This is a genomic window from Streptomyces sp. NPDC048172 (genome assembly GCF_043202595.1).
In the GTDB taxonomy this organism is placed as follows: Bacteria; Actinomycetota; Actinomycetes; order Streptomycetales; family Streptomycetaceae; genus Streptomyces.
Genome location: NZ_JBIDAT010000009.1, coordinates 1 through 19,159, shown reverse-complemented (window position 1 = coordinate 19,159; position 19,159 = coordinate 1). Strand labels below are relative to the sequence as shown.

Below are 19,159 nucleotides of genomic sequence, written 5' to 3'. Positions count from 1 at the left end.
AAGCTAATGCTTATCTGTCTCGCTCATCAACCCGTAATGGGGAGTGGAAAAGTACGTGTTCACTTTCTATCCCTGGTGGGGGGTGGCAGTGTCGCCGCGAGAACGGCCACCGTCGCGCAGATGCCCGCGAGGGCCAGGAACACATGCCGAGAGGAATCGGCCGCGAGCGCGACGAGGGCCGCCAGGCCGACGGCGCCGCCGATCTGCCGTGCGGCGTTCATCAGGCCGGAGGCCGCGCCCGCGTCGCGCGGGTCGATGCCGGAGGTGACGGTGGCGGTGAGCGGGGTGATCAGCAGACCCATGCCGGTGGACATGACGAGTGCGGGGCCGAGCAGGCCGCTCAAGTAGCCGCTGTCGGCGCCGATCTGGCTCTGCCATGCGAAGCCCGCCGCGGACAGCAGGGCGCTGAGCGCGATCAGGGCGCGGGCGCCGGTGTGCCGCATCACGGCCGGGGCGAGGCGGGCGCCCGCGATTCCGGCGACGGTGTGCGGCAGGAAGCCCACGCCGGTGGCCAACGCGCCGTAGTGCAGGACGTCTTGCATGTAGAGCGAGAGGAAGTACCACATCGGGATGAAGCAGGCCCCGGCCAGCAGCATGACCACGTTGCCCGTACGGACAGCGCGCAGCCGCATCAGTCCCGGGGGCAGCAGGGGAGCGGGGGCGTACCGCGTCTCGACCACGGAGAACGCGGACAGCGCCACGGCGCCCACGCCCAGTGCGGCGAGCGTCGACGTCCCGCTCCAGCCGTGCGTCCGGGACTGCGTCACGCCGTGGACGACTGCCGTGACGCCCACGGTCGCCAGCGCGGCTCCTGCGGCGTCCAGCCGTCGCCGCGTGGCTCGCGCGGCGTCGGCGGGCAGCAGGCGGAGAGCGGTCACGGCGGCGACGGCGCCGATGGGGACGTTGATCAGCAGGATCCAGCGCCAGGAGAGGGATTCGGTGAGGACGCCGCCGATGAGGTTGCCCGCCGCGCCGCCCGCGGAGCTGACGGCGGTCCAGACCGCCAACGCCCTGGTGCGGCCCTCCCCTTCGGGGAAGCTGGTCGTCAGGATCGTCAGGGTGGCCGGGGCGAGCACGGCGGCGCCCAGGCCCTGGACGGCGCGCATCGCGATCAGCACGCCGGGCGTGGTGGCGAGGCCGCCGACCAGGCTGGAGGCGGAGAAGAGGGCCAGTCCCCACAGGAAGACCCGGCGCCGTCCGTACAGGTCGGCCAGTCGGCCGCCGAGCAGCAGGAAGCCCGCGAAGACGAGGGCGTAGCCGCCCACCACCCACTGCAGGCCCACCGGGTCGAAGCCGAGCGCGGACTGGATCGAGGGCAGGGCGACGTTCACCACGGATACGTCGAGCACGACCATGAACTGGGCCGCGCAGGCCAGCCACAGCACCGCCATGCTCATCCGCCCCTCCCGCCCTCCGCCACGCATCGCCCGCTTTTGATGGTACAGATGTATCATCAAAAGCGACGCGAGCGAGAGGGAACGGAGCAGCGGAGTGCCGAAACGAGTCGATCACGCCCGGCGGCGGGCGCACATCGCCGAGGCGCTGGTCCGGCTGGCCGCGCGCGAGGGCCTGCACGCGGTCACGATGCGCGGCGTCGCGGCCGAGGCCGACGTGTCGCTGCGGCTGGTGCAGTACTACTTCGAGACCAAGGGCAAGCTGATGCACGCCGCCCTGGAACGGCTGGAGGAGCAGAGCCACCAGCGGTGGTCGGCGCGGCTGGGGGCTCTGCCCGGTCCGGTGACGGCACACGCGTTCATCGATGCCTTCCTCGCGGAGGCGCTGCCGACCGACGGGCCCAGCCGCGACTTCCACCTGGTGTGGACCTCGTATGCGACGCTGGCCATGACGGATCCGGAGCTGGCGGCCCAGCCCTTCGTGGCCGGACCCGACCGGCTGGAGCGGCAGTTGACCGAGGCGCTGCGCCGCGCGCAGGACGACGGTGCGCTCGGTCAGGAGCGGGACGCGCGGGGCGAGGCCGCCCGCCTCCTCGCACTCAGCCACGGTCTGGGGACCGGCGTCCTGGTGGGGCAGCGCACCCCGCAGGCGGCCCTGAGCATCCTGCGCGGCCACCTCGACCAGCTCTTCGGCCAGGGGGAGGTTCCCGGGGGCCCGTGAGGCGTAGGGCCGCCGACGGTGCGTACGTCTCTAAGGGAGGCGTGCCGCGAGCGTGGCGGCGAACTCCTCCGCGCGGGCGAGCTGGGTGCGCAGATCGGCCACCCGGCGCTGCGCCGCCTCCTCGAAGCCGCGGATCCGCTCCAGCAGTGCCGTCCGTTCGGCGTCGGACAGCTCCTCGCCGGAGTCGAGACGGTCCGTCGCCTCCAGCAGGTCGCGCATCTCGTCGAGGGTGAAGCCGAGCGGCTTCATGCGGCGGATGACCATCAGCCGCGCCACGTCCGACTCGGTGTAGAGCCGGAAGCCGCCCTGCGAGCGGGCGGAGGGGCGGACGAGGCCGGTCTCCTCGTAGTGCCGGATGGTGCGCAGCGACAGCTCGGTGCGCGCCGCGACCTCGCCGATCTGCATGTGCTCGCTGCTCACGCGGGTGCCTTCCTCGTCGCTCACTCGGGCGGGGTCAGATCTCTACCCTAACGTTAGGGTAGAGTTGCCGAGGGTCGGAGCGGCAGTCTCCGCTGCCGTTACCCGCGGTGCGGGAATTGTCCCCCGCACCTCCCCACTTCCCGCACCGGGGGCGATGAGGCCCCTGGTGACGCGTACGCACGCCTGCGTCCGGCCGCCCGTCGGCGCGGTGTGCCCGAGCCCGACAGGTGTTCTTCCCCTTGCCCTCACCCATGCTGTCCCCGGGCGCGCGCCTGCGCGGTCCGCGCGGCCCGTACCGTCTCCGTCCCTCCTCGCTCTCCCCGAAGGTGCTGCGTACCGAGGTGCTGGCCGGGCTGGTCGTGGCGCTGGCGCTGATACCCGAGGCGATCTCGTTCTCGATCATCGCGGGAGTGGATCCGGCGATCGGGCTGTTCGCCTCGTTCACGATGGCCGTGACGATCGCGGTCGTCGGCGGGCGGCCCGCCATGATCTCGGCGGCGACCGGCGCCGTGGCCCTCGTCATCGCGCCGCTCAACCGCGAGCACGGGCTCGGGTATCTGGTCGCGGCCGTCATCCTGGCCGGGGTCTTCCAGATCGTGCTCGGCGCGCTCGGGGTGGCGAAGCTGATGCGGTTCGTGCCGCGCAGCGTGATGGTCGGCTTCGTCAACTCCCTCGCGATCCTGATCTTCCTGGCGCAGGTGCCGGAGATGCACGACGTGCCCTGGGCCGTCTATCCGCTGCTCGCGGGCGGGCTGGCGCTCATGGTGTTCTTCCCGAAGGTCACCAGGGCCGTCCCGGCGCCGCTGGTGTCCATCGTCGTGCTCACCGCGATCACCCTCGCGGCCGGGATCGCGGTGCCGACCGTAGGCGACAAGGGCGGACTGCCCTCCTCGCTGCCCGTACCCGGCCTGCCCGACGTGCCGTTCACGGTGGACACGCTGACGACCGTCGCGCCGTACGCGCTCGCGATGGCCCTGGTCGGGCTGATGGAGTCGCTGATGACGGCGAAGCTCGTCGACGAGATCACCGACACCCGCTCCTCCAAGACCCGCGAGTCGGTCGGCCAGGGCGTCGCCAACATCGTCACCGGCTTCTTCGGCGGCATGGGCGGGTGCGCGATGATCGGCCAGACGATGATCAACGTACGGGTCTCCGGCGCCCGTACCCGCCTCTCCACCTTCCTGGCCGGGGCCTTCCTGATGGTGCTCTGCGTCGTCTTCGGGCCCGTGGTCTCCGACATCCCCATGGCCGCGCTCGTCGCCGTCATGGTCATGGTGTCCTTCGCGACCTTCGACTGGCACTCCGTCGCGCCGAAGACGCTGCGGCGGATGCCCGCCGGGGAGATCACGGTCATGGTCGTGACCGTCGCCTGCGTGGTCGCGACCCACAACCTGGCCATCGGCGTCGTCGTCGGCACCCTCACCGCCATGGTCGTCTTCGCCCGCCGCGTCGCGCACCTGGCCGACGTCACCTCGGTCACCGACCCCGACGGGAGCAGCGTCGTCTACTCCGTCACCGGCGAACTCTTCTTCGCCTCCGCCAACGACCTGGTCGGGCGGTTCGACTACGCGGGCGACCCCGGCAAGGTCGTCATCGACCTGACCGCGGCGCACATCTGGGACGCCTCCTCCGTCGCCGCGCTCGACGCCGTCGAGACGAAGTACGCCCAGCGCGGCAAGGCCGTCGAGATCATCGGCCTCAACCAGCCCAGCGCCCGCCTGCACGCCAAGCTCACCGGCGAACTCGCGGGCGGCGACTGACGGCACCGGAACCCACCGCGAGCTGGGGCGATCGCCCTGTTGATACGCTGCCGGGGCCAGTCGCGCCCTCCGAGGCCAGGGAATCCGGTGAGAATCCGGAACTGACGCGCAGCGGTGAGGGGGACGGGCGGGGCACGTGTCGCCACTGGGGCGGTGCGGGCCGGTCGAAGGACCGGCGCGCACGGCACCGGGAAGGCGCTCCGTCCGGACGAACCCGAGTCCGAAGACCTGCTGGCACCTCGACGCCCCGCGCGTCGAGGGATCCCGCAGGCCAGGCTCCGCGTTCCCGAGCCCCGACAGCACAAGGTCACACCCGTGTCTCGTATGCCCCTTTTCCGCGCCCGGAGCGGCGCGGCCCTTCTGCTCGCCCCGGCACTCCTGCTCACCGCGTGCGGAGGTGGTGGCGGGGGCGGGGCCGGACAGGAGAAGGCGGCGGCCCCCGGCTATCCGCGTACGCTCGGCAACTGCGGCCACGAGGTCGAGCTGAAGACGCCGCCGCGCCGCGCCGTCTCCCTCAACCAGGGCACCACGGAGATCCTGCTCTCCCTCGGCCTCGAAGACCGGCTGGCCGGTACGGCCACCTGGACCGACCCGGTGATGAAGGGGCTGGGGAAGGCCAACGGCTCCGTGCCGCGGCTCGCCGAGAACAACCCCTCCTTCGAGAAGGTCCTGGACTCCGAGCCCGACTTCGTCACCGCCTCCTTCGTCTCCACGCTCGGCAAGGGCGGCGTGGCCACCCGGGAGCAGTTCGAGAAGCTCGGCGTGCCCACGTACGTCTCCCCGTCGGACTGCGCCGCGGGCAAGGTCAACGAGAGCGGCGGCGACGGGTCCCGCAGCGAGCCGCTCGGCCTCGGCACCGTCTACGGCGAGATACGGGACCTCGCCCGGGCCTTCCACGTGGAGAAGCGGGGCGACCGGCTCGTCGCCCGGCTGAAGGAGCGCGTACGGAAGGCCACCGACGGCCTCGAAGTCCGCGACACCACCCTCATGTACTGGTTCGCCAACGCCCAGTCGCCCTACCTCGCGGGCTGCTGCGGCGCCCCCGGCGCGATCACCCGCGCCGTCGGCGCGAAGAACGCCTTCTCCGACACCGAGGACGAGTGGCCGCAGATCAACTGGGAGACCGTGGCCGACCGGGACCCGGACGTCCTCGTCCTCGGCGACCTGACGCGGAAGTCGGAGACGGCGGAGAGCGCCAAGGCCAAGATCGCGTACCTGGAGAAGAACCCCGCCACGCGCCATCTGACCGCCGTGAAGAAGAAGCGCTTCATCCTGCTCAGCGGTCAGGCGATGAACCCCTCGATCCGGACCGTCGAGGGCGTCGAGCAGGTCGCCGAGGGGCTGCGGGACCTCGGGTTCGCCAAGTGACGTCCCGTACCGCGCATACCGCACGTACCGCCGTGACCGTCCGCACCGTTACGGCCGCCCGTACGCTCCGTACGCCGCTGCTGGCCTGCGCGGGCCTCGCCGCGCTGGCCTTCTCCCTCGCCTTCGCGGTGACCATCGGGCCCGCCGACATCTCCACCACCGACGTCTGGACCTCGGTCGCGGCCCATCTGCGCGGGGAGCGCAGCGAGTTGACCCCGCTGCGGGACGGCATCGTGTGGAACCTGCGGATGCCGCGTACCGTGCTCGCCGCGGTCTGCGGCGCCGGACTCGCGCTGTGCGGCGCCGTGATGCAGTCGCTGCTGCGCAACTCGCTCGCCGACCCCTTCGTCCTCGGCGTCTCCTCCGGCGCCTCCACGGGCGCCGTCGCCGTGGCCGTGCTGGGGGTCGGAGCGGGAGCGGTGTCGCTGTCCGCCGGTGCCTTCGTCGGTGCGCTGCTCTCCTTCGCGATGGTCCTGGTACTGAGCCACACCCTGGGCGCGAGTCCCGACCGCGTCGTGCTGTCCGGCGTGGCCGCCATGCAGCTCTTCTCGGCGCTGACCTCGTTCACCGTGCTCACCTCCGCGGACGCGGAGACGACGAAGGGCGTGCTGTTCTGGCTGCTCGGCTCGCTCTCCGGGGCCGACTGGGGCCAGGTGCTGCTGTGCGCGGCCGTACTCGTCGTCGCCCTCGTCGTCTGCCTGGGCCACGCCACCACGCTGGACGCCTTCGCCTTCGGCGAGGAGGCCGCCGCCGGACTGGGGGTGCGGGTGGCCCGCGCCCGTACGGTTCTGCTGTGCGTGACGGCGCTGCTGACCGCTGCCCTCGTCAGCTGCGCCGGGGCGATCGGCTTCGTCGGCCTCGTGCTGCCGCACGCCACCCGCGCGCTCACCGGCCCCGGCCACGCCCGGCTCCTGCCGGTCACCGCGCTGGCCGGGGCCGTCTTCCTTGTGTGGGTCGACACCCTTGCCCGCACCGTCGTCGACCCGCAGGAGGTGCCGGTGGGCGTGGTCACCTCCCTCATCGGCGTCCCGGCCTTCGTGGCCGTCCTCTACCGCGACCGGAGGCGAGCGTGAGCACGTACGAGCCGACACCGTGCCCGGAGAACCCCGGCCTCGGCCCCGACCCCGACCCCGACCCCGGCCCCGGCCTGCGTGCCGAGCGCGTGGGGCGCCGCGCCGACGGCCGTCTCCTCGTCGACGGCGTCACGCTCGCGCTGCGCCCCGGCGAGACCGTCGGCCTGCTGGGCCCCAACGGCTCGGGCAAGTCGACGCTGCTGCGCCTGCTCTCCGGCGTGCTCGCAGCCTCCACGGGGGTGGTCACCCTGGACGGCCGCCCCCTGCCCGAGGTCGGCCGCCGCGCCACCGCGCGCCGCGTCGCCGCTGTCGAGCAGCACGCGCACACCCGGACCGAACTCACCGTCCGCGACGTGGTCGCCCTGGGCCGCATCCCGCACCGCCGCGCGTGGTCCCCGGCACCGGACCCCGGCGCACCGGCCGTCACCGCGGCCCTCGCGCGTACGGGCCTGACCGACCGGGCCGCCCAGTCCTGGCACACCCTCTCCGGCGGGGAACGCCAACGCGCCCAGATCGCCCGCGCGCTCGCCCAGGAGCCCCGCGAACTCCTCCTCGACGAGCCCACCAACCACCTCGACATCCAGCACCAGCTCGACCTGCTCGACCTCGTCGTGAGCCTGCCGGTGACCACCGTGATCGCCCTGCACGACCTCAACCTCGCCGCCATGTACTGCGACCGCCTGCTCGTCCTGCGCGACGGCCGGACCGTGGCCGAAGGCACCCCGGCCGACGTCCTCACGCCCTCCCTCGTCCAGGACGTCTACGGCGTACGCACCGAGATCACGCACGCCCCCGGCCACCCGGTCATCCGCTTCCTCCGCCGCGAATCGGTTCCGCCGGACCGGGCCTGAACGCACGCCGCGCCCGAGGGCCAGGACGCCGGTCGCGGCGGCGGCGCCGACGGGGCACCTGCCCCGGCCCCGGGCGAAGGGGCCCCGCGAAGGGCCCCGCCCGAGGGGCGCCCGGCTGCGCGCACGCGGCACGGGGCTTACGGTCGGGAGCGGGACGGGTGGCCATGGCGGGCCCGACCGGATCGTCGGCCCGAAGACCGGGCCTCCCGTGTTTCCCGCGGCAGCGGAAGGGCACGCGGGAACCCCGCGAGCACACACGGCACGGAAGGGCGGAAGCCATGGCGGACGAGAACCTGACGGGCAAGCGCGTGCTGGCCGTCGTCTCCAACTACGGCGTCGAGCAGGACGAACTCTTCGTACCCGTACGGGAGTTGCTGGCCGCGGGCGCCGAGGTCGACGTGGCCGCCGTCTCCTCGGGCATCGTCCAGACGCTCGTCGGTGACAAGGATCCGGGCGAGAGCCTCACCCCGGCGCTCACCGTCGCCCAGGCGGACCACAGCAACTACGACCTGCTCCTCCTCCCCGGCGGCACCCTGAACGCCGACGCGCTGCGGCTCGACGACGACGCCGTGGAGCTGGTGCGCGCCTTCACCTCCGCCGGGAGCACCGTCGCCGCGATCTGCCACGGCCCCTGGGCCCTGGTCGAGGCCGCGGTGGTCAAGGGCAAGCGGCTGACCTCGTACCCCTCGCTGGCCACGGACATCCGTAACGCGGGCGGCGACTGGGTGGACGAGGAGGCCGCCACCGACAGCTCGGGCGGCTGGACGCTCATCACCTCGCGCACTCCCGACGACCTGGACGCCTTCGTCCGGGAGATGCGCACGGCCCTCGTCACGGCCACGGACTGACCCGGACCGGCGCGGTTCAGGCCCCTGCCGTCACCGTCACCGTCACGTCACCGCCACCGGCAGCGGCTCGGGGCGTTTGGCGGTGCGATGGTCGCCGGAGGAGCGGCCGCGCAGGCGGCGGCCCGCCCAGGGGCCGAGGAACGTCGCCGCCCAGCGCAGCTCGGCCGCCGTCGCCCTGACGCGCCCGGGAGCGGGCGCGGGCGGCAGCGGCTCGGCCCAGGAGGTGTCGGCGCCGGGGACGGAGAGCGTGTGGGCGACGGCGTCGGCGATCCGCTGGTGGCCGAGGGGGCTCGCGTGCAGGCGGTCGGTGCTCCACAGCCGGGGGTCGGTGACGACCGGATGGCCGTGGGTCTCGGCGACGAGGACCCCGTGGCGTCGCGCGGCGGCGCGGATACGGTCGTTGAGCACGGCCACCCGGGGCGCGAGGGGCCGGGCGAGCGGGGTGATGCGGGAGACGTCCGGGAAGGTGAGCGTGGCGACCCGCGCGCCGGCGGCGGTCAGCGCGGCGAACATGGCCTCCAGATGACCGGCCACCTCGTCCGCGTCGTAACCGGGACGGATGAGGTCGTTCATCCCGGCCAGGACGGTGACCAGGTCCGGGCGCAGCTCTAGCGCCGAGGCGAGCTGCTGGGCCCGGACCTGCCCGGCGAGACGGCCCCGGACCGCGAGATTGGCGTATTCGAGGCCGGGGTTCGCGCCCGCGAGCCGTTCGGCGAGGCGGTCGGCCCAGCCGCGCAGCCCCGTGGCGTCGTCGCCGTCCCCGACGCCCTCGGTCTGGCTGTCGCCGAGGGCGACGTAACGCCGGTAGCGATCGTAGTGGCCGTAGCGGCCGTCGCTCATGCGGGGTCCCCCGCCCTGCCCCGGCTTTCCGCGCGGGCGTCGAGGACGGTCAGGACGCGGGTGCACCAGTGCAGGTTCTCCTCCTCGAAGGAGATGCCGCGCAGCAGCGTGAGGTAGGGGCCGACGCGCTCGGCGTCGCGCAGATGGTCGTCCTCGGAGCGGCCGTCGAGCAGCCGCTCGCGCAGCCGGTGGTAGCGGTCGAGCTTGCCGCGGGCCCATTGGGCGCGCTCCTCCACGAACTCCCGTACGACCTCGGGACCGGCCTCGTCCAGGGCCTGGACCTTGACCATCAGCTCGTCACGGATGCTGCCCGGCCGGGGCGGCTCGGCGGCGAACTCCCGCAGCGCCGCGCGCCCGGCCCCGGTGAGGGAGAACAGCCGCTTGTCGGGCCGCCGTTCCTGCCGCACGACGCGCGCGGCGAGCAGCCCCTCGGTCTCCATCCGGGTCAGCTCGCGGTAGAGCTGCTGGGGGGTGGCCATCCAGAAGTTGGCGATCGACGCGTCGAAGCCCTTGGCCAGGTCGTATCCGGACGCCTCGCCCTCCAGGAGGGCGGCGAGTACCGCGTTGCGCAGTGCCATGTGGCTCACGGTAGCGCATGCGATTACTCTCATCCGCACTTATTCAACGAATTGACTATGAGGTGAGACGCATGGAGGCGTTCCGCGCGGCCGTGGAGGCCGGGGATCACGAGGCGATCGAGGAACTGCTGGCCGACGACGTGGTGTTCACCAGTCCGGTCGCCTTCAGCCCGTACGAGGGCAGGGCGATCACCGCGGCGATCCTGCGCGGGGTCTCCCGCGTCTTCGAGGACTTCCGCTACGTCCGCGAGATCACCGGCCCCGACGGCCGCGACCACGCGCTGGTCTTCCGGGCCCGGGTCTCCGGCCTGGAGGTCCACGGCTGCGACTTCCTGCACCTCGACGTGGACGGCCGGATCGACGACTTCCAGGTCATGGTGCGCCCGCTGTCGGCGGCCAAGGCGCTGGCGGAGGCGATGGGCGCCCAGTTCGACCGCATCGCCGCGGAGGCGGCGGGAACGTGACCGTCACCGAGGCGCGGGCCCCTCTGGCCTCGGGAGACGCCGCCCCGGGCGGAGGCCGGGCAGGGCCCGTCCTCGCGCCGGGGTGACCGCGCGTCGAAGGGTCAGAACGACGGGCCGACGAGGCCCGCCTTCGTGTGGCTGCCGCCGCCCGCCGCCACGGGTCCCGCCTTGGCCAGCGACGCGTCGGTCGCCTGGAGGGAGATGCCCGACATCGGGTCGCCGCCGGTCTGGGCGGCGGAAGCGGAGCCTGCGGCGCCGAGGACGGCGGCTCCGACGAGCAGGGCAGCGGCGATCGCCTGGGTGGTCTTCACGTGGAACTCCTCAGTGGGCACCGGCTGGGCATGCCGCAGCCGTTCTTCCTGTTCAGGACGGAGGAGAGCTGCCCGCGCGGTTGTCCCGGATATGCACGGACGACCGAGGAGTCACTCCGTCGGCCGCGCCCGACAGCCCCGTGGCGGCCCGGGCCTCCGCCACTCGCCCCAGCGCACCGTCACGCGGGCGGGCGGTGGCTCCGGTGACGGCTCAACTCGCCCGCGGGGCGCCGTGGCGCAGGCCGTCGAAGAGGACGGTGGTGATCTGCCGGGCCTCGTCCTGCCAGCCCTCGGTGGCGTGCATCGCGCAGATGCCGCCCAGGGCGCGCAGCAGCGTGGGGCCGGTGACGCCCTCGCGGAGGGTGCCTGCCGCGGTGCCCGCGTCGAGGAGGCGGGTGAGGGCGTCGGCCATCCGGGACCGGGCGGTGTCGAAGACCGGTGAGTCCGTGGCCATGATGCTCTCCAGCGCGGCGCCCATTCCCTTGCCCACGGCGGCGTGGTCCACGAGGAGCAGCAGGAAGCGCCGCAGGGCCTCGTGCGGCGCGTGCTGGTCCAGGAGCTCCCCGGGCGCGGCGCACAGTTCGTCGACCTCCTTGCGGTAGACCTCCTCGACGAGGGCCTCGCGGGTCTCGAAGTGGCGGTAGAGCGTGCCCACGGCCACTCCGGCCCTGCGGGCGATCTCCTCGACGTGCGCGTCGGTGTCGCCGCCGAGGAACGCCTCCCGCGCCGCGGTCAGCAGCGCCTCCCGGTTGCGCCGCGCGTCGGCGCGCATCGGACGTGATGACGACGACGATGACGACGATGACAGCGATGACAACGGAGCCTCCATAAGGTGAGTCCGACTCCGTTTGTGTATGGTTTCCGGAGTCGGGTTCATTTTATGGGAGGGCGCTCATGACGATCGTGGGAGAAGGACTGGACGGGCTCCGGGTGCTGGTCACCGGCGGCAGCCGCGGCCTGGGCGCGGCGACCGCACGCCGCTTCGCCGCCGCGGGCGCGACCGTACTGACGGCGTCGCGGAGCGAACCGGGGGAGGACCTGGCGGCCACCACGTTCATCCGGGCCGACCTCTCCACCGAGCGGGGCGTGGCGGAGCTCGGGCGGCGGGTCGCCGACCGTGTGGGCGGGGTGGACGTGCTCGTGAACAACGCGGGCGCGGCGAGCGCCCCGGCGCCGACCCTGAGCAGGTCGGAGGAGTCCTGGCGCGCCGACCTGGAGATGAACCTGCTCGGCGCCGTGCGCCTGGACCGGGCCCTGGTGCCGGGGATGGTGGAGCGGGGGTCCGGCGTCGTCGTGCACGTCTCCTCGATCGCGAGCCGTCTTCCGCAGCGCACGGAGGCGTCCTACGCCGCGGCCAAGGCGGCGCTCAACGCCTACAGCCGGGAGCTGGCGACCGAGGTGGGCGAGCACGGGGTGCGCGTCGTGTGCGTCCTGCCGGGCTTCGTCGTCACGGAGGGCGCCGCCGCCCACCTCCAGCGGATGGCCGACCGGCAGGGCGTCGGACGGGACGTGGTCGAGCGGCAGATCGTGGACCACCTGAAGGTGCCCATGGGCCGGCCCGGCGACCCCGAGGACGTCGCCGAGATGATCGCGTTCCTCGCCTCCGGGCGCGCCAAGTGGCTCACGGGCGCCGAGTTCCGCGTCGACGGCGGCATCGTCCCGGCGCTCTGAGGCGCTCCGCGTGGCGATCGGCATCCCCCACACGTACGTACGAGAGGACGGCACCGTGCACATCTCCCTCAGCTCCGTGATCATCGACGCCGCCGAACCGGAGGCCGAGAGCGCCTTCTGGCACCGGCTGCTCGGCGGCTCTGTCACCCGCACACCCACCCACCACTTCATCCAGGCGCCCGGTTCCGGCGTCCCGGTCCTCGTGATCCAGGCGGCCCCCGGCCATGTCGCCCCGGGCTGGCCGGACGGCGCCCCGCAGCAGATGCACCTCGACTTCGCCGTCGACGAACTGGCCACCGCCGACCGCCTCGCGACCGGAGCGGGCGCCACCCGGCTACGGCCCACCGGCGACGTCCCCCAGGACGCGCAGCAGACCAGCCGTGTCTACGCCAGCCCCGCCGGACACCCCTTCTGTCTGCGACCGGCCTAGCCTGACTGTCCTGAGGGTGAAGCAGCGGGGCCAACTCCCTCGCGCCGGTCACCTGGGACGACGGAGAGAGGAACGACCCGTGAGCACCGTGACGATCACCATCGACCGCGAACGCCGCACCGGCGCCGGTACGGCGGTCCGCCCGGCCGTCGGCCGCTGCCCTTCGGGCCCGATCAGCGCGACGCCCCGGCCGTCGTGACCAGCGGGGGATGGCTGGCGGACACCCGGGCGTCCTACGACGCCGATGCCACCGGCTACGCGGACGAGACGCGGAACCTCCTGTCCGAACTGCCGCCAGAGCGCGACGTCATGGCGGTGTTCGCCGAGCGGGTGCGGGCAGCGGGCGGCGGGCCCGTGGCGGACGTGGGGTGCGGGCCCGGGAGGATCACCGCCCATCTGCGGGACCTCGGCGTGGACGCGTTCGGCATCGACCTGTCGCCCCGGATGATCGAGGTGGCGCGGCGTGAGCATCCGGGCGTCCGGTTCGAGGTGGGGTCCATGACCCGGCTCGGCCTCGCGGACGGCTCGCTGGCCGCGCTGCTCGCCTGGTACTCGATCATCCACGTCCCCGACGACGCGATCGCCCCGGTCCTCGCCGGTTTCCGCCGGGCGCTGCGGCCCGGCGGTCTGCTGCTGCTGGGTTTCCACGTCGGCGACCCCGCCCCGCCCGAGTCGCGGCGGGACGGCGCGGCGGATGGCGCGGAGTGGCCGGAGTCCTACGTCCGCCGTCGACAGCCGGACCAAGTGGCCTCTTGGCTCGACGAGGCGGGCTTCACCGCCGAGCCCGACCCCACGCTCACCACGGCCGCACGCACGCTCGGCGGAGTGCTGCTGGCTCGCCGCTAGGGGGATGGTCCTTGGCGCCTGGCGCCTGGCGCCTGGTGCCTGGTGCCTGGTGTCGCGTCAGCGGCGCAGGGCCGCGTGGGCCGCTGACAGGCGGTGGGTCTCGTCGCGGGCGGAGTCGTCGCCGGAGATCTCGTCGGCCCAGGCGAGCAGCCGTCGCAGCGGGGCGTCGGCCGTGTCCGTGACCACGCGCGGGGCGCCGAGGGCGAGTTCGCCGCTGGTCCCGTCGAGGGTGAGCAGGGTGCCGGTGCCGACGGCGCGTCCGTCCACCGCCGCGCGGCCGCCCTCCGTATCGACCGTGAGGCCGTCGACGCCGACGACCGCGGGCTTGCCCAGGGAGCGTGCGACGACCGCCGCGTGGCTGGCCGGTCCGCCGCGCGCGGTGACGATGCCCGTGGCGGCGGCGAGGCCGCGCATGTCGTCCGGCGAGGTCTCCGGGCGGACCAGGATCACCGGGCCCTCCCGCGCCATGCGCACCGCCGCGTCCACCGTCGTCGCGACGCGCCCGGTCGCGACGCCGGGCACGGCGCCGATGCCGCGGCCGAGGAGGTCGTACGCCCCGGACGGGTCGATGCGCGGCGTCCGTACGAGTCGCAACTGCCGCGGGGAGACGCGGAGCAGCGCTTCGGCGCGCCCGATGGTGCCCGCCTCGGCGAGTTCGGTGGCCACCCGGACGGCGGCGGCGCCGACGAACCGCCCGGGGCGCACCTGGAGCATCCACAGCTCGCCGGACTGGAAGGTGAACTCGGCGTAGCAGGCGTCGCGGCAGTGCTCCTCGATCCGGCGCAGGGCGTCCGACAGCTCGGCCCAGACTGCCGGTTCGCGCGTGGCGAGGTCGCCCAGCGGCCGGGTCCTCGACCTGCCGGAGACGACATCCTCTCCCTGTCCCCCGAACAGGACCTCGCCGAACGGAAGGTTCTCGCCGGTACGGGGGTCGCGGCTGAAGGCGACTCCGGTGCCGCTGCGGGCGTCGCGGTTGCCGAACACCATGGACTGCACGACCACGGCGGTGCCGAGGTCGTCCGGGATGCCGTGCAGGGTGCGGTACGTCCGCGCGCGGGGCGTGTTCCAGGACGAGAACACCGCCTCGACCGCCCACTCCAGCTGGCCCGCCGCGTCGTCGGGGATCTCCCTGCCGCAGCGTTCCCGTACGAGCCGCTCGACGGCCTCCGCTCCTCCGCTCGCGGCACCCACGGCGCGCGCGGCCGCGTCCGTACCGGTGACCGCCGAGGCGAAGCCGGTCAGGAACCGCAGCCGCGAGTCCGCCGCGAACGCCCGGTCGCCCGTCTCGGCCGCCAGTCCCTCCGTGGCCCCGGTGGTGAGCCCGAGGTTGAGGACGGTGCTCATCATGCCCGGCATCGACACGCCCGCGCCGGAGCGGACGGCGACCGCGAGCGGCCGGTCGGGGCCACCGAACCTCCGTCCCGTGGCGCGTTCGAGATCCGCCACGGCCGCCCGGAGTTCGCCGCCGAGACCGTCGGGGACGCGCCCGTCCCGCAGGAAGGCGCGGCACGCCCCGGTGGTGAGGACGAACCCGGGCGGCACGCGCAGTCCGAGCCGGTCGAGGAGCACCAGGCCGTGCGCCTTCCCGCCGAGGACGTCGGCCGTCTCCTCGGCCTCTGCGGAGAGCGGCCGGATCCAGGCCGGGTCCGGGCGCGGGCTCATCGTTCCCTTCCGAGGGTGGTGAGCAGGTCTTCGTGCAGCTCGGCCCAGACGGTGTGGTACGACGCGGTGTCGTCGGTCACGTAGGCCAGTTCGCCGGCGGCGGCGCGGTCGAGGGCCCCGGCGAGGCGGGTGCGGTAGCGGCCGAACCGGGGGAGCGCCGCGGTCAGTTCGGCGCAGACGCCGGACGCGCGCCGGTCCAGCTCCACGAAGCCGGCGAGGACCCGGGCGTCGTAGGCGGGGTCGCGGTGGTCGTTGGCGCTCAGCATGCCGTCGACGGGGCGGAGCTGCCACGCCGTGCACAGGTCGAGCAGCTCCGGATTGAGGACGAGGAACCGCTCGAACGCGGCCGTCACGGCGGGCCGGGCCCCCGCCGACTCCAGTTCCCCGGCCGTCCGTTCGGCGTCGGAGTCCTTGCCCGCGCCGGTGAGCTGCCACCCCGTCCCCGGGAGGCCGCCGGGCAGCCGACGGGCGAGACCGGCGCGGCCGAGGTCGATCAGCTCGGACTCGACATCGGCCTCGTCGAGCCCGGTGACGAGGTGGAGGCGGTGCAGACCGGCGGCACCGGCGCAGCGCAGGCCGCGCAGCACCAGGAGGCTCGCGTGGCCGGTGGCGGCCCCGGGTCCGTCCATGCTCGGGGGGCCGTTCATGCTCTGAGATCCGCCCATGCTCTGACGTTCGTTCATGCTCTGGGGTCCGTTCATGTCGAGGTGTCACTCCTGGCGGCGGCCCGAGTCGCTCACGGACCCACTTCCGATGTTCACCACATTCCGATGACGCCATCATCTGGATGCCCTCTGTATCATGACACGGCCCGAGTGGAAGGGGATACGGATGGCGAGACTGACCCGGGCCCAGCAGCAGGGCCGGACCCGTGCGGCGGTGCTCGACGCGGCCCGGCGGGAGTTCGCGGAGCGGGGGTACGCGGAGGCCAAGATCGACCGCATCGCCGATCGCGCCGAGCTGACCAGGGGCGCCGTCTACTCCAACTTCACCGGCAAGCGGGCGCTCTACCTGGCGGTCCTCGGCGACCTCGCCGACCGGGCCCGTACGGCCGCCGAGCCCCCGGCGGTCCCACCCGGCTCCACCGGGCCGGCGCTGGGAGCCTTCGCCCGGGTCTGGCTGGAACGCCTCCCGCTCGGCGCGGACACCCCGGGCAGCGGCCGGCTGCAACTCCGCTCGCTGACCGGCGTACTGGAGACCGAGCCGTCCCGCGCCGCGCTGGCTGAGATCCTGCGGTTCGAGGCCGTGCTGCTGGCACTCGCGCTCGAACACCACGCCCCGGACGGCGCCCGGCGGGTACGGCTGGCCGAGCTGACGCTGACCCTGCTGCACGGCGCGGCCGCGCTCGCGGAGAACGCGCCCGGTGTCGGCGACCCCTTCGACCTGGCCCGCGCCGCCGAGCATCTGGCGAGCCTCCCGCTCGCCGACGACGCGGCCTTCCCCCACCTGCCCTTCGTCGCCCCGGCCCGGTCCGCCCGGGACCCGTGGTCGCCGCCTTCCGCCGTACGCGACGAGCTGACCGGCCGTCAGGTCGCCCTGGCCGAGGACGGCGTGGTCGTCGCCCTGGGCGTACGGCGGCTGTCCGCCGCCGAGGAGGCCGTCCGCTCGGCCGCCCCGGGGGACGCGGTGACGGTGGTGGTGGTGACGGACGGCCCCGACGAGGCCGGGCAGCTGGCCCGACTGCGCGTCATCGACCTCGTCGCCTCCCTGCGCCGGGTCTTCCCACCCGGCGAACTCCCCGCACTGCGCGTCGTGTTCGACGAGGGAGACGAGGGAGCGGGCGGGGGAGACGGGGGAACGGTCTCCGCCGCCCTCGGGCACCCCGTCCCCGACGACCTCACCGAGACCGCGGTCCGGGTGCGCGACGGCCTCGTCGTGGCCCGCGCGGAGGGCCGGGGCGCGGGGTACGCGGTCGCCGCGACCGAGCTCCGGGGCGCGGGCGGGGCACGCGCCGGGAGCGGGAGTGGGAGCGGCGCGACGGAGGAGTAGGGCGGCGGGTTCTGTTCCGTCGTACGTGTGCACCGTGGGCGCCGTGGGGCCCACGGCTCACCGGTCCCGTGCTCTCCGCTCGCCGACGCCCCGTCCGCCGAGGGCGTGTCCGTGCGGTCAGCGATTCCGTTCGGCCGTCGCGGCGATGCCGTCGAGCAGGGCGCGGAGGCCGAACTCGAACGCGTTCGCGGCGGCCTTGGCCGCGTCACGGTCGAAGCCGCCGTTGTGCCAGGTCTGTTCGATCGCCGGATAGCGCGCCGGGTCGAAGAAGGACTCCCAGAACTCCTGGCGGTCGGCCCACCAGTCCTCGTCGGACTGGCCGCTGATCCGCTCGGCGTGGGTGTGTTCGGCCAGGGCGGCGGCCGCGCCGTCGACGAAGGTGACGAGGGAGTCGCTCGCCGCCGACCTCTCGGCGGCGGACAGGCCGGTCAGGGACAGGGCGGCCAGCAGGAAGTCGTCCCTGGCGAGCAGGCCGGGGCCGAGGGGCGGCCGTACGGTCGAGACCGCGCGCAGCCATGGGTGGCGTCCGTGCAGCGCCGTGGTCTGCTGCGCGTAGCGCTCGATCCGGTCACGCCACGAGCCCGCGGGGGTCAGGTCGAGCTCCTGCCGGGCGGAGTCGACCATCAGGTCGACCAGCTCGGCCTTGCCGGGCACGTGGGTGTAGAGCGTCATCGTGCCGACGCCGAGGGACGCCGCGAGCCGCTCCATGGTCATGGCGTCGAGCCCGTCCCGGTCCGCCAGCGCCGTGCCCGCGGCGACGATCTTCTCCAGGGAGACCTTGGGCGGTCTGCCACGTCCCGAACGGGCCTGCGGGGAGCGCCAGAGCAGGCGCAGGGTCTCCCGGGGGTCTCCGCCGCCGCTGCGTTCCATCGCGCCTCCTCCTTTTCCGTAGATGGTACGGTAAAAAATATCCGTAGGCCGTACGGAAAAGGGAGGCGCAAGTGCGAGTGCTGGTCACCGGGGCGACCGGGAACGTGGGACGGCATGTGACGGCGGGCGTGGTCGAGGCGGGGATCGAGGCGCGGGCCCTGACCAGGAACCCGGCGAGGGCGCAACTGCCCGGCGCCGAGGTCGTTCAAGGGGACCTCACCGCGCCGGAGAGTGTGCCCTTCGACGGCGTGGACCGGATGTTCCTCTTCCCGGAGCCGTCGACGGCGAAGGAGATCGTCGAGCGTGCCGTGCGGGCGGGCGTACAGCGGATCGTCGTGCTCTCGTCGGGCGCGGTGACCGGCGGCTTCGACACGACGTTCCATCCGCCGGTCGAGCGGGCGGTCGAGGAGTCCGGCGTGCGGTCCGGCGTGGAGTGGACGCACATCCGGCCGGGCGAGTTCGCGGCCAACAAGCTGGCGCTGTGGGGGCCGTCGATCCGGGCCGAGCGGGTGGTGCGCGACGCGAACCCGGACTCGGCCTGGTTCCCCGTGCACGAACGGGACGTCGCCGACGCGGCGCTCGCGGCCCTGCTGGAGAACGGGCGCGGGCACCACGGCAAGGCGTACGACGTCAACGGACCGGAGATGATCACCTCGCGCGAACAGGTCAGGGCCATCGCCGACGCGCTCGGCGAAGAGGTCGGGTTCGAGGAGGTCACCGCGGCGGAGGCGCGGGAGATCTACCGGAGGATCGGGGGACTCGCCGCCGAGGCCGCGGACTTCCTGCTGGGATTCACCGACTACGACGGCAACCCGGCCGACCCCGCGGACGCCGGGAACGCCGGGAACGCCGGGACCGCCGGGGACTTCGACCCGAGCACCCTCGGCCCGCTGCCCACCGTGCGGTCCGTGACGGGCGGTTCGCCACGGACGTTCGCGCAATGGGCACGGGACCGCGTGGAGGACTTCCGCTAGGGAGTGTCTTCAAAGTAGCGTCGTCCGCCCGAAGGGCGGGCCCGGTGGCGTCTGGTGCGTGCGATCGCAAGGCGGAGGAAGGAGCCACT

Annotated in this window: 21 protein-coding genes and 1 riboswitch; of the genes, 12 read left to right on the top strand and 9 right to left on the bottom strand. The window is 73.7% G+C overall.

Annotation, left to right across the window (positions count from 1 at the left end; genetic code table 11):
* Positions 1 to 59: 59 nt before the first annotated feature.
* A complete protein-coding gene (locus ACGF3A_RS33970; protein ID WP_393734292.1) occupies positions 60 to 1,397 on the bottom strand; it encodes an MFS transporter in 1,338 nt (445 codons plus the stop codon).
* 94 nt (positions 1,398 to 1,491) lie between these two features.
* On the opposite strand from ACGF3A_RS33970, the gene ACGF3A_RS33965 reads away from it, so the two are divergent.
* Positions 1,492 to 2,115 (top strand): TetR/AcrR family transcriptional regulator, encoded by a 624-nt coding sequence (locus tag ACGF3A_RS33965; RefSeq protein ID WP_393734291.1) that lies wholly within the window; start codon positions 1,492 to 1,494, stop codon positions 2,113 to 2,115.
* 30 nt (positions 2,116 to 2,145) lie between these two features.
* Here the strand turns inward: ACGF3A_RS33965 and ACGF3A_RS33960 are convergent, their stop codons facing one another.
* The gene (locus ACGF3A_RS33960) at positions 2,146 to 2,535 is read right to left on the bottom strand and encodes a MerR family transcriptional regulator (RefSeq protein ID WP_393734290.1); all 390 of its coding nucleotides are present in this window, start codon (positions 2,533 to 2,535) and stop codon (positions 2,146 to 2,148) included.
* Positions 2,536 to 2,786: 251 nt separating this feature from the next.
* Between ACGF3A_RS33960 and ACGF3A_RS33955 the strand changes: the two genes are divergently transcribed.
* The 5 genes from ACGF3A_RS33955 (at position 2,787) to ACGF3A_RS33935 (ending at position 8,435) form a co-directional block, all read left to right on the top strand.
* Positions 2,787 to 4,295, top strand: coding sequence for a SulP family inorganic anion transporter (locus tag ACGF3A_RS33955; RefSeq protein ID WP_393734659.1), 1,509 nt, complete (start codon positions 2,787 to 2,789; stop codon positions 4,293 to 4,295).
* Between the two features lie 40 nt (positions 4,296 to 4,335).
* A riboswitch (cobalamin riboswitch) is annotated at positions 4,336 to 4,546 on the top strand.
* 73 nt (positions 4,547 to 4,619) lie between these two features.
* A complete protein-coding gene (locus tag ACGF3A_RS33950; RefSeq protein ID WP_393734658.1) occupies positions 4,620 to 5,663 on the top strand; it encodes an ABC transporter substrate-binding protein in 1,044 nt (347 codons plus the stop codon).
* A 32-nt stretch (positions 5,664 to 5,695) separates the two neighbouring features.
* Positions 5,696 to 6,736, top strand: coding sequence for a FecCD family ABC transporter permease (locus ACGF3A_RS33945; RefSeq protein ID WP_393734657.1), 1,041 nt, complete (start codon positions 5,696 to 5,698; stop codon positions 6,734 to 6,736).
* 74 nt (positions 6,737 to 6,810) lie between these two features.
* Entirely contained in the window at positions 6,811 to 7,587 is a 777-nt protein-coding gene (locus tag ACGF3A_RS33940; protein WP_393734656.1) for an ABC transporter ATP-binding protein, read from the top strand.
* Positions 7,588 to 7,865: 278 nt separating this feature from the next.
* The gene (locus ACGF3A_RS33935) at positions 7,866 to 8,435 is read left to right on the top strand and encodes a type 1 glutamine amidotransferase domain-containing protein (RefSeq protein WP_393734289.1); all 570 of its coding nucleotides are present in this window, start codon (positions 7,866 to 7,868) and stop codon (positions 8,433 to 8,435) included.
* Between the two features lie 42 nt (positions 8,436 to 8,477).
* Here ACGF3A_RS33935 and ACGF3A_RS33930 read toward each other — a convergent pair whose 3' ends face one another.
* Both ACGF3A_RS33930 and ACGF3A_RS33925 read right to left on the bottom strand, forming a co-directional pair.
* A complete protein-coding gene (locus ACGF3A_RS33930) occupies positions 8,478 to 9,275 on the bottom strand; it encodes an SGNH/GDSL hydrolase family protein (RefSeq protein WP_393734288.1) in 798 nt (265 codons plus the stop codon).
* Positions 9,272 to 9,853 carry a PadR family transcriptional regulator gene (locus tag ACGF3A_RS33925; RefSeq protein ID WP_393734287.1) on the bottom strand — a complete coding sequence of 194 codons (582 nt, stop codon included), beginning with the start codon at positions 9,851 to 9,853 and terminating at the stop codon, positions 9,272 to 9,274. The genes ACGF3A_RS33930 and ACGF3A_RS33925 overlap by 4 nt, the downstream gene beginning before the upstream one ends.
* Before the next feature lie 71 nt (positions 9,854 to 9,924).
* On the opposite strand from ACGF3A_RS33925, the gene ACGF3A_RS33920 reads away from it, so the two are divergent.
* Positions 9,925 to 10,317 (top strand): nuclear transport factor 2 family protein, encoded by a 393-nt coding sequence (locus ACGF3A_RS33920; RefSeq protein ID WP_393734286.1) that lies wholly within the window; start codon positions 9,925 to 9,927, stop codon positions 10,315 to 10,317.
* 101 nt (positions 10,318 to 10,418) lie between these two features.
* Here the strand turns inward: ACGF3A_RS33920 and ACGF3A_RS33915 are convergent, their stop codons facing one another.
* Together ACGF3A_RS33915 and ACGF3A_RS33910 are read right to left on the bottom strand one after the other, a co-directional pair.
* Positions 10,419 to 10,628, bottom strand: a complete 210-nt coding sequence (locus ACGF3A_RS33915) for a hypothetical protein (RefSeq protein ID WP_393734285.1) — start codon at positions 10,626 to 10,628, stop codon at positions 10,419 to 10,421.
* 211 nt (positions 10,629 to 10,839) lie between these two features.
* On the bottom strand, positions 10,840 to 11,400 hold the full coding sequence (locus ACGF3A_RS33910; protein WP_393734284.1) for a TetR/AcrR family transcriptional regulator: 561 nt from the start codon (positions 11,398 to 11,400) through the stop codon (positions 10,840 to 10,842).
* Positions 11,401 to 11,522: 122 nt separating this feature from the next.
* Between ACGF3A_RS33910 and ACGF3A_RS33905 the strand changes: the two genes are divergently transcribed.
* The 3 genes from ACGF3A_RS33905 to ACGF3A_RS33895 all read left to right on the top strand — a co-directional run bounded on the left by ACGF3A_RS33905 (position 11,523) and on the right by ACGF3A_RS33895 (position 13,575).
* Positions 11,523 to 12,299: an oxidoreductase gene (locus ACGF3A_RS33905; protein WP_393734283.1), complete on the top strand. Its 777-nt coding sequence runs from the start codon at positions 11,523 to 11,525 to the stop codon at positions 12,297 to 12,299.
* A 55-nt stretch (positions 12,300 to 12,354) separates the two neighbouring features.
* Complete coding sequence (locus tag ACGF3A_RS33900) at positions 12,355 to 12,729, top strand: VOC family protein (protein ID WP_393734655.1); 375 nt, start codon at positions 12,355 to 12,357, stop codon at positions 12,727 to 12,729.
* A 195-nt stretch (positions 12,730 to 12,924) separates the two neighbouring features.
* On the top strand, positions 12,925 to 13,575 hold the full coding sequence (locus ACGF3A_RS33895; RefSeq protein ID WP_393734282.1) for a class I SAM-dependent methyltransferase: 651 nt from the start codon (positions 12,925 to 12,927) through the stop codon (positions 13,573 to 13,575).
* 57 nt (positions 13,576 to 13,632) lie between these two features.
* Here the strand turns inward: ACGF3A_RS33895 and ACGF3A_RS33890 are convergent, their stop codons facing one another.
* On the bottom strand, positions 13,633 to 15,237 hold the full coding sequence (locus ACGF3A_RS33890; protein ID WP_393734281.1) for a pyruvate, phosphate dikinase: 1,605 nt from the start codon (positions 15,235 to 15,237) through the stop codon (positions 13,633 to 13,635).
* Positions 15,234 to 15,884: a transcriptional regulator gene (locus tag ACGF3A_RS33885; RefSeq protein WP_393734280.1), complete on the bottom strand. Its 651-nt coding sequence runs from the start codon at positions 15,882 to 15,884 to the stop codon at positions 15,234 to 15,236. Before ACGF3A_RS33885 ends, ACGF3A_RS33890 begins: the two co-directional genes overlap by 4 nt.
* 184 nt (positions 15,885 to 16,068) lie before the next feature.
* On the opposite strand from ACGF3A_RS33885, the gene ACGF3A_RS33880 reads away from it, so the two are divergent.
* Positions 16,069 to 17,226: a TetR family transcriptional regulator gene (locus tag ACGF3A_RS33880; protein ID WP_393734279.1), complete on the top strand. Its 1,158-nt coding sequence runs from the start codon at positions 16,069 to 16,071 to the stop codon at positions 17,224 to 17,226.
* 117 nt (positions 17,227 to 17,343) lie between these two features.
* Here the strand turns inward: ACGF3A_RS33880 and ACGF3A_RS33875 are convergent, their stop codons facing one another.
* Positions 17,344 to 18,096, bottom strand: a complete 753-nt coding sequence (locus ACGF3A_RS33875; protein ID WP_393734278.1) for a TetR/AcrR family transcriptional regulator — start codon at positions 18,094 to 18,096, stop codon at positions 17,344 to 17,346.
* Between the two features lie 71 nt (positions 18,097 to 18,167).
* On the opposite strand from ACGF3A_RS33875, the gene ACGF3A_RS33870 reads away from it, so the two are divergent.
* Positions 18,168 to 19,070, top strand: a complete 903-nt coding sequence (locus ACGF3A_RS33870) for an SDR family oxidoreductase (RefSeq protein WP_393734277.1) — start codon at positions 18,168 to 18,170, stop codon at positions 19,068 to 19,070.
* Positions 19,071 to 19,159 lie beyond the last annotated feature (89 nt).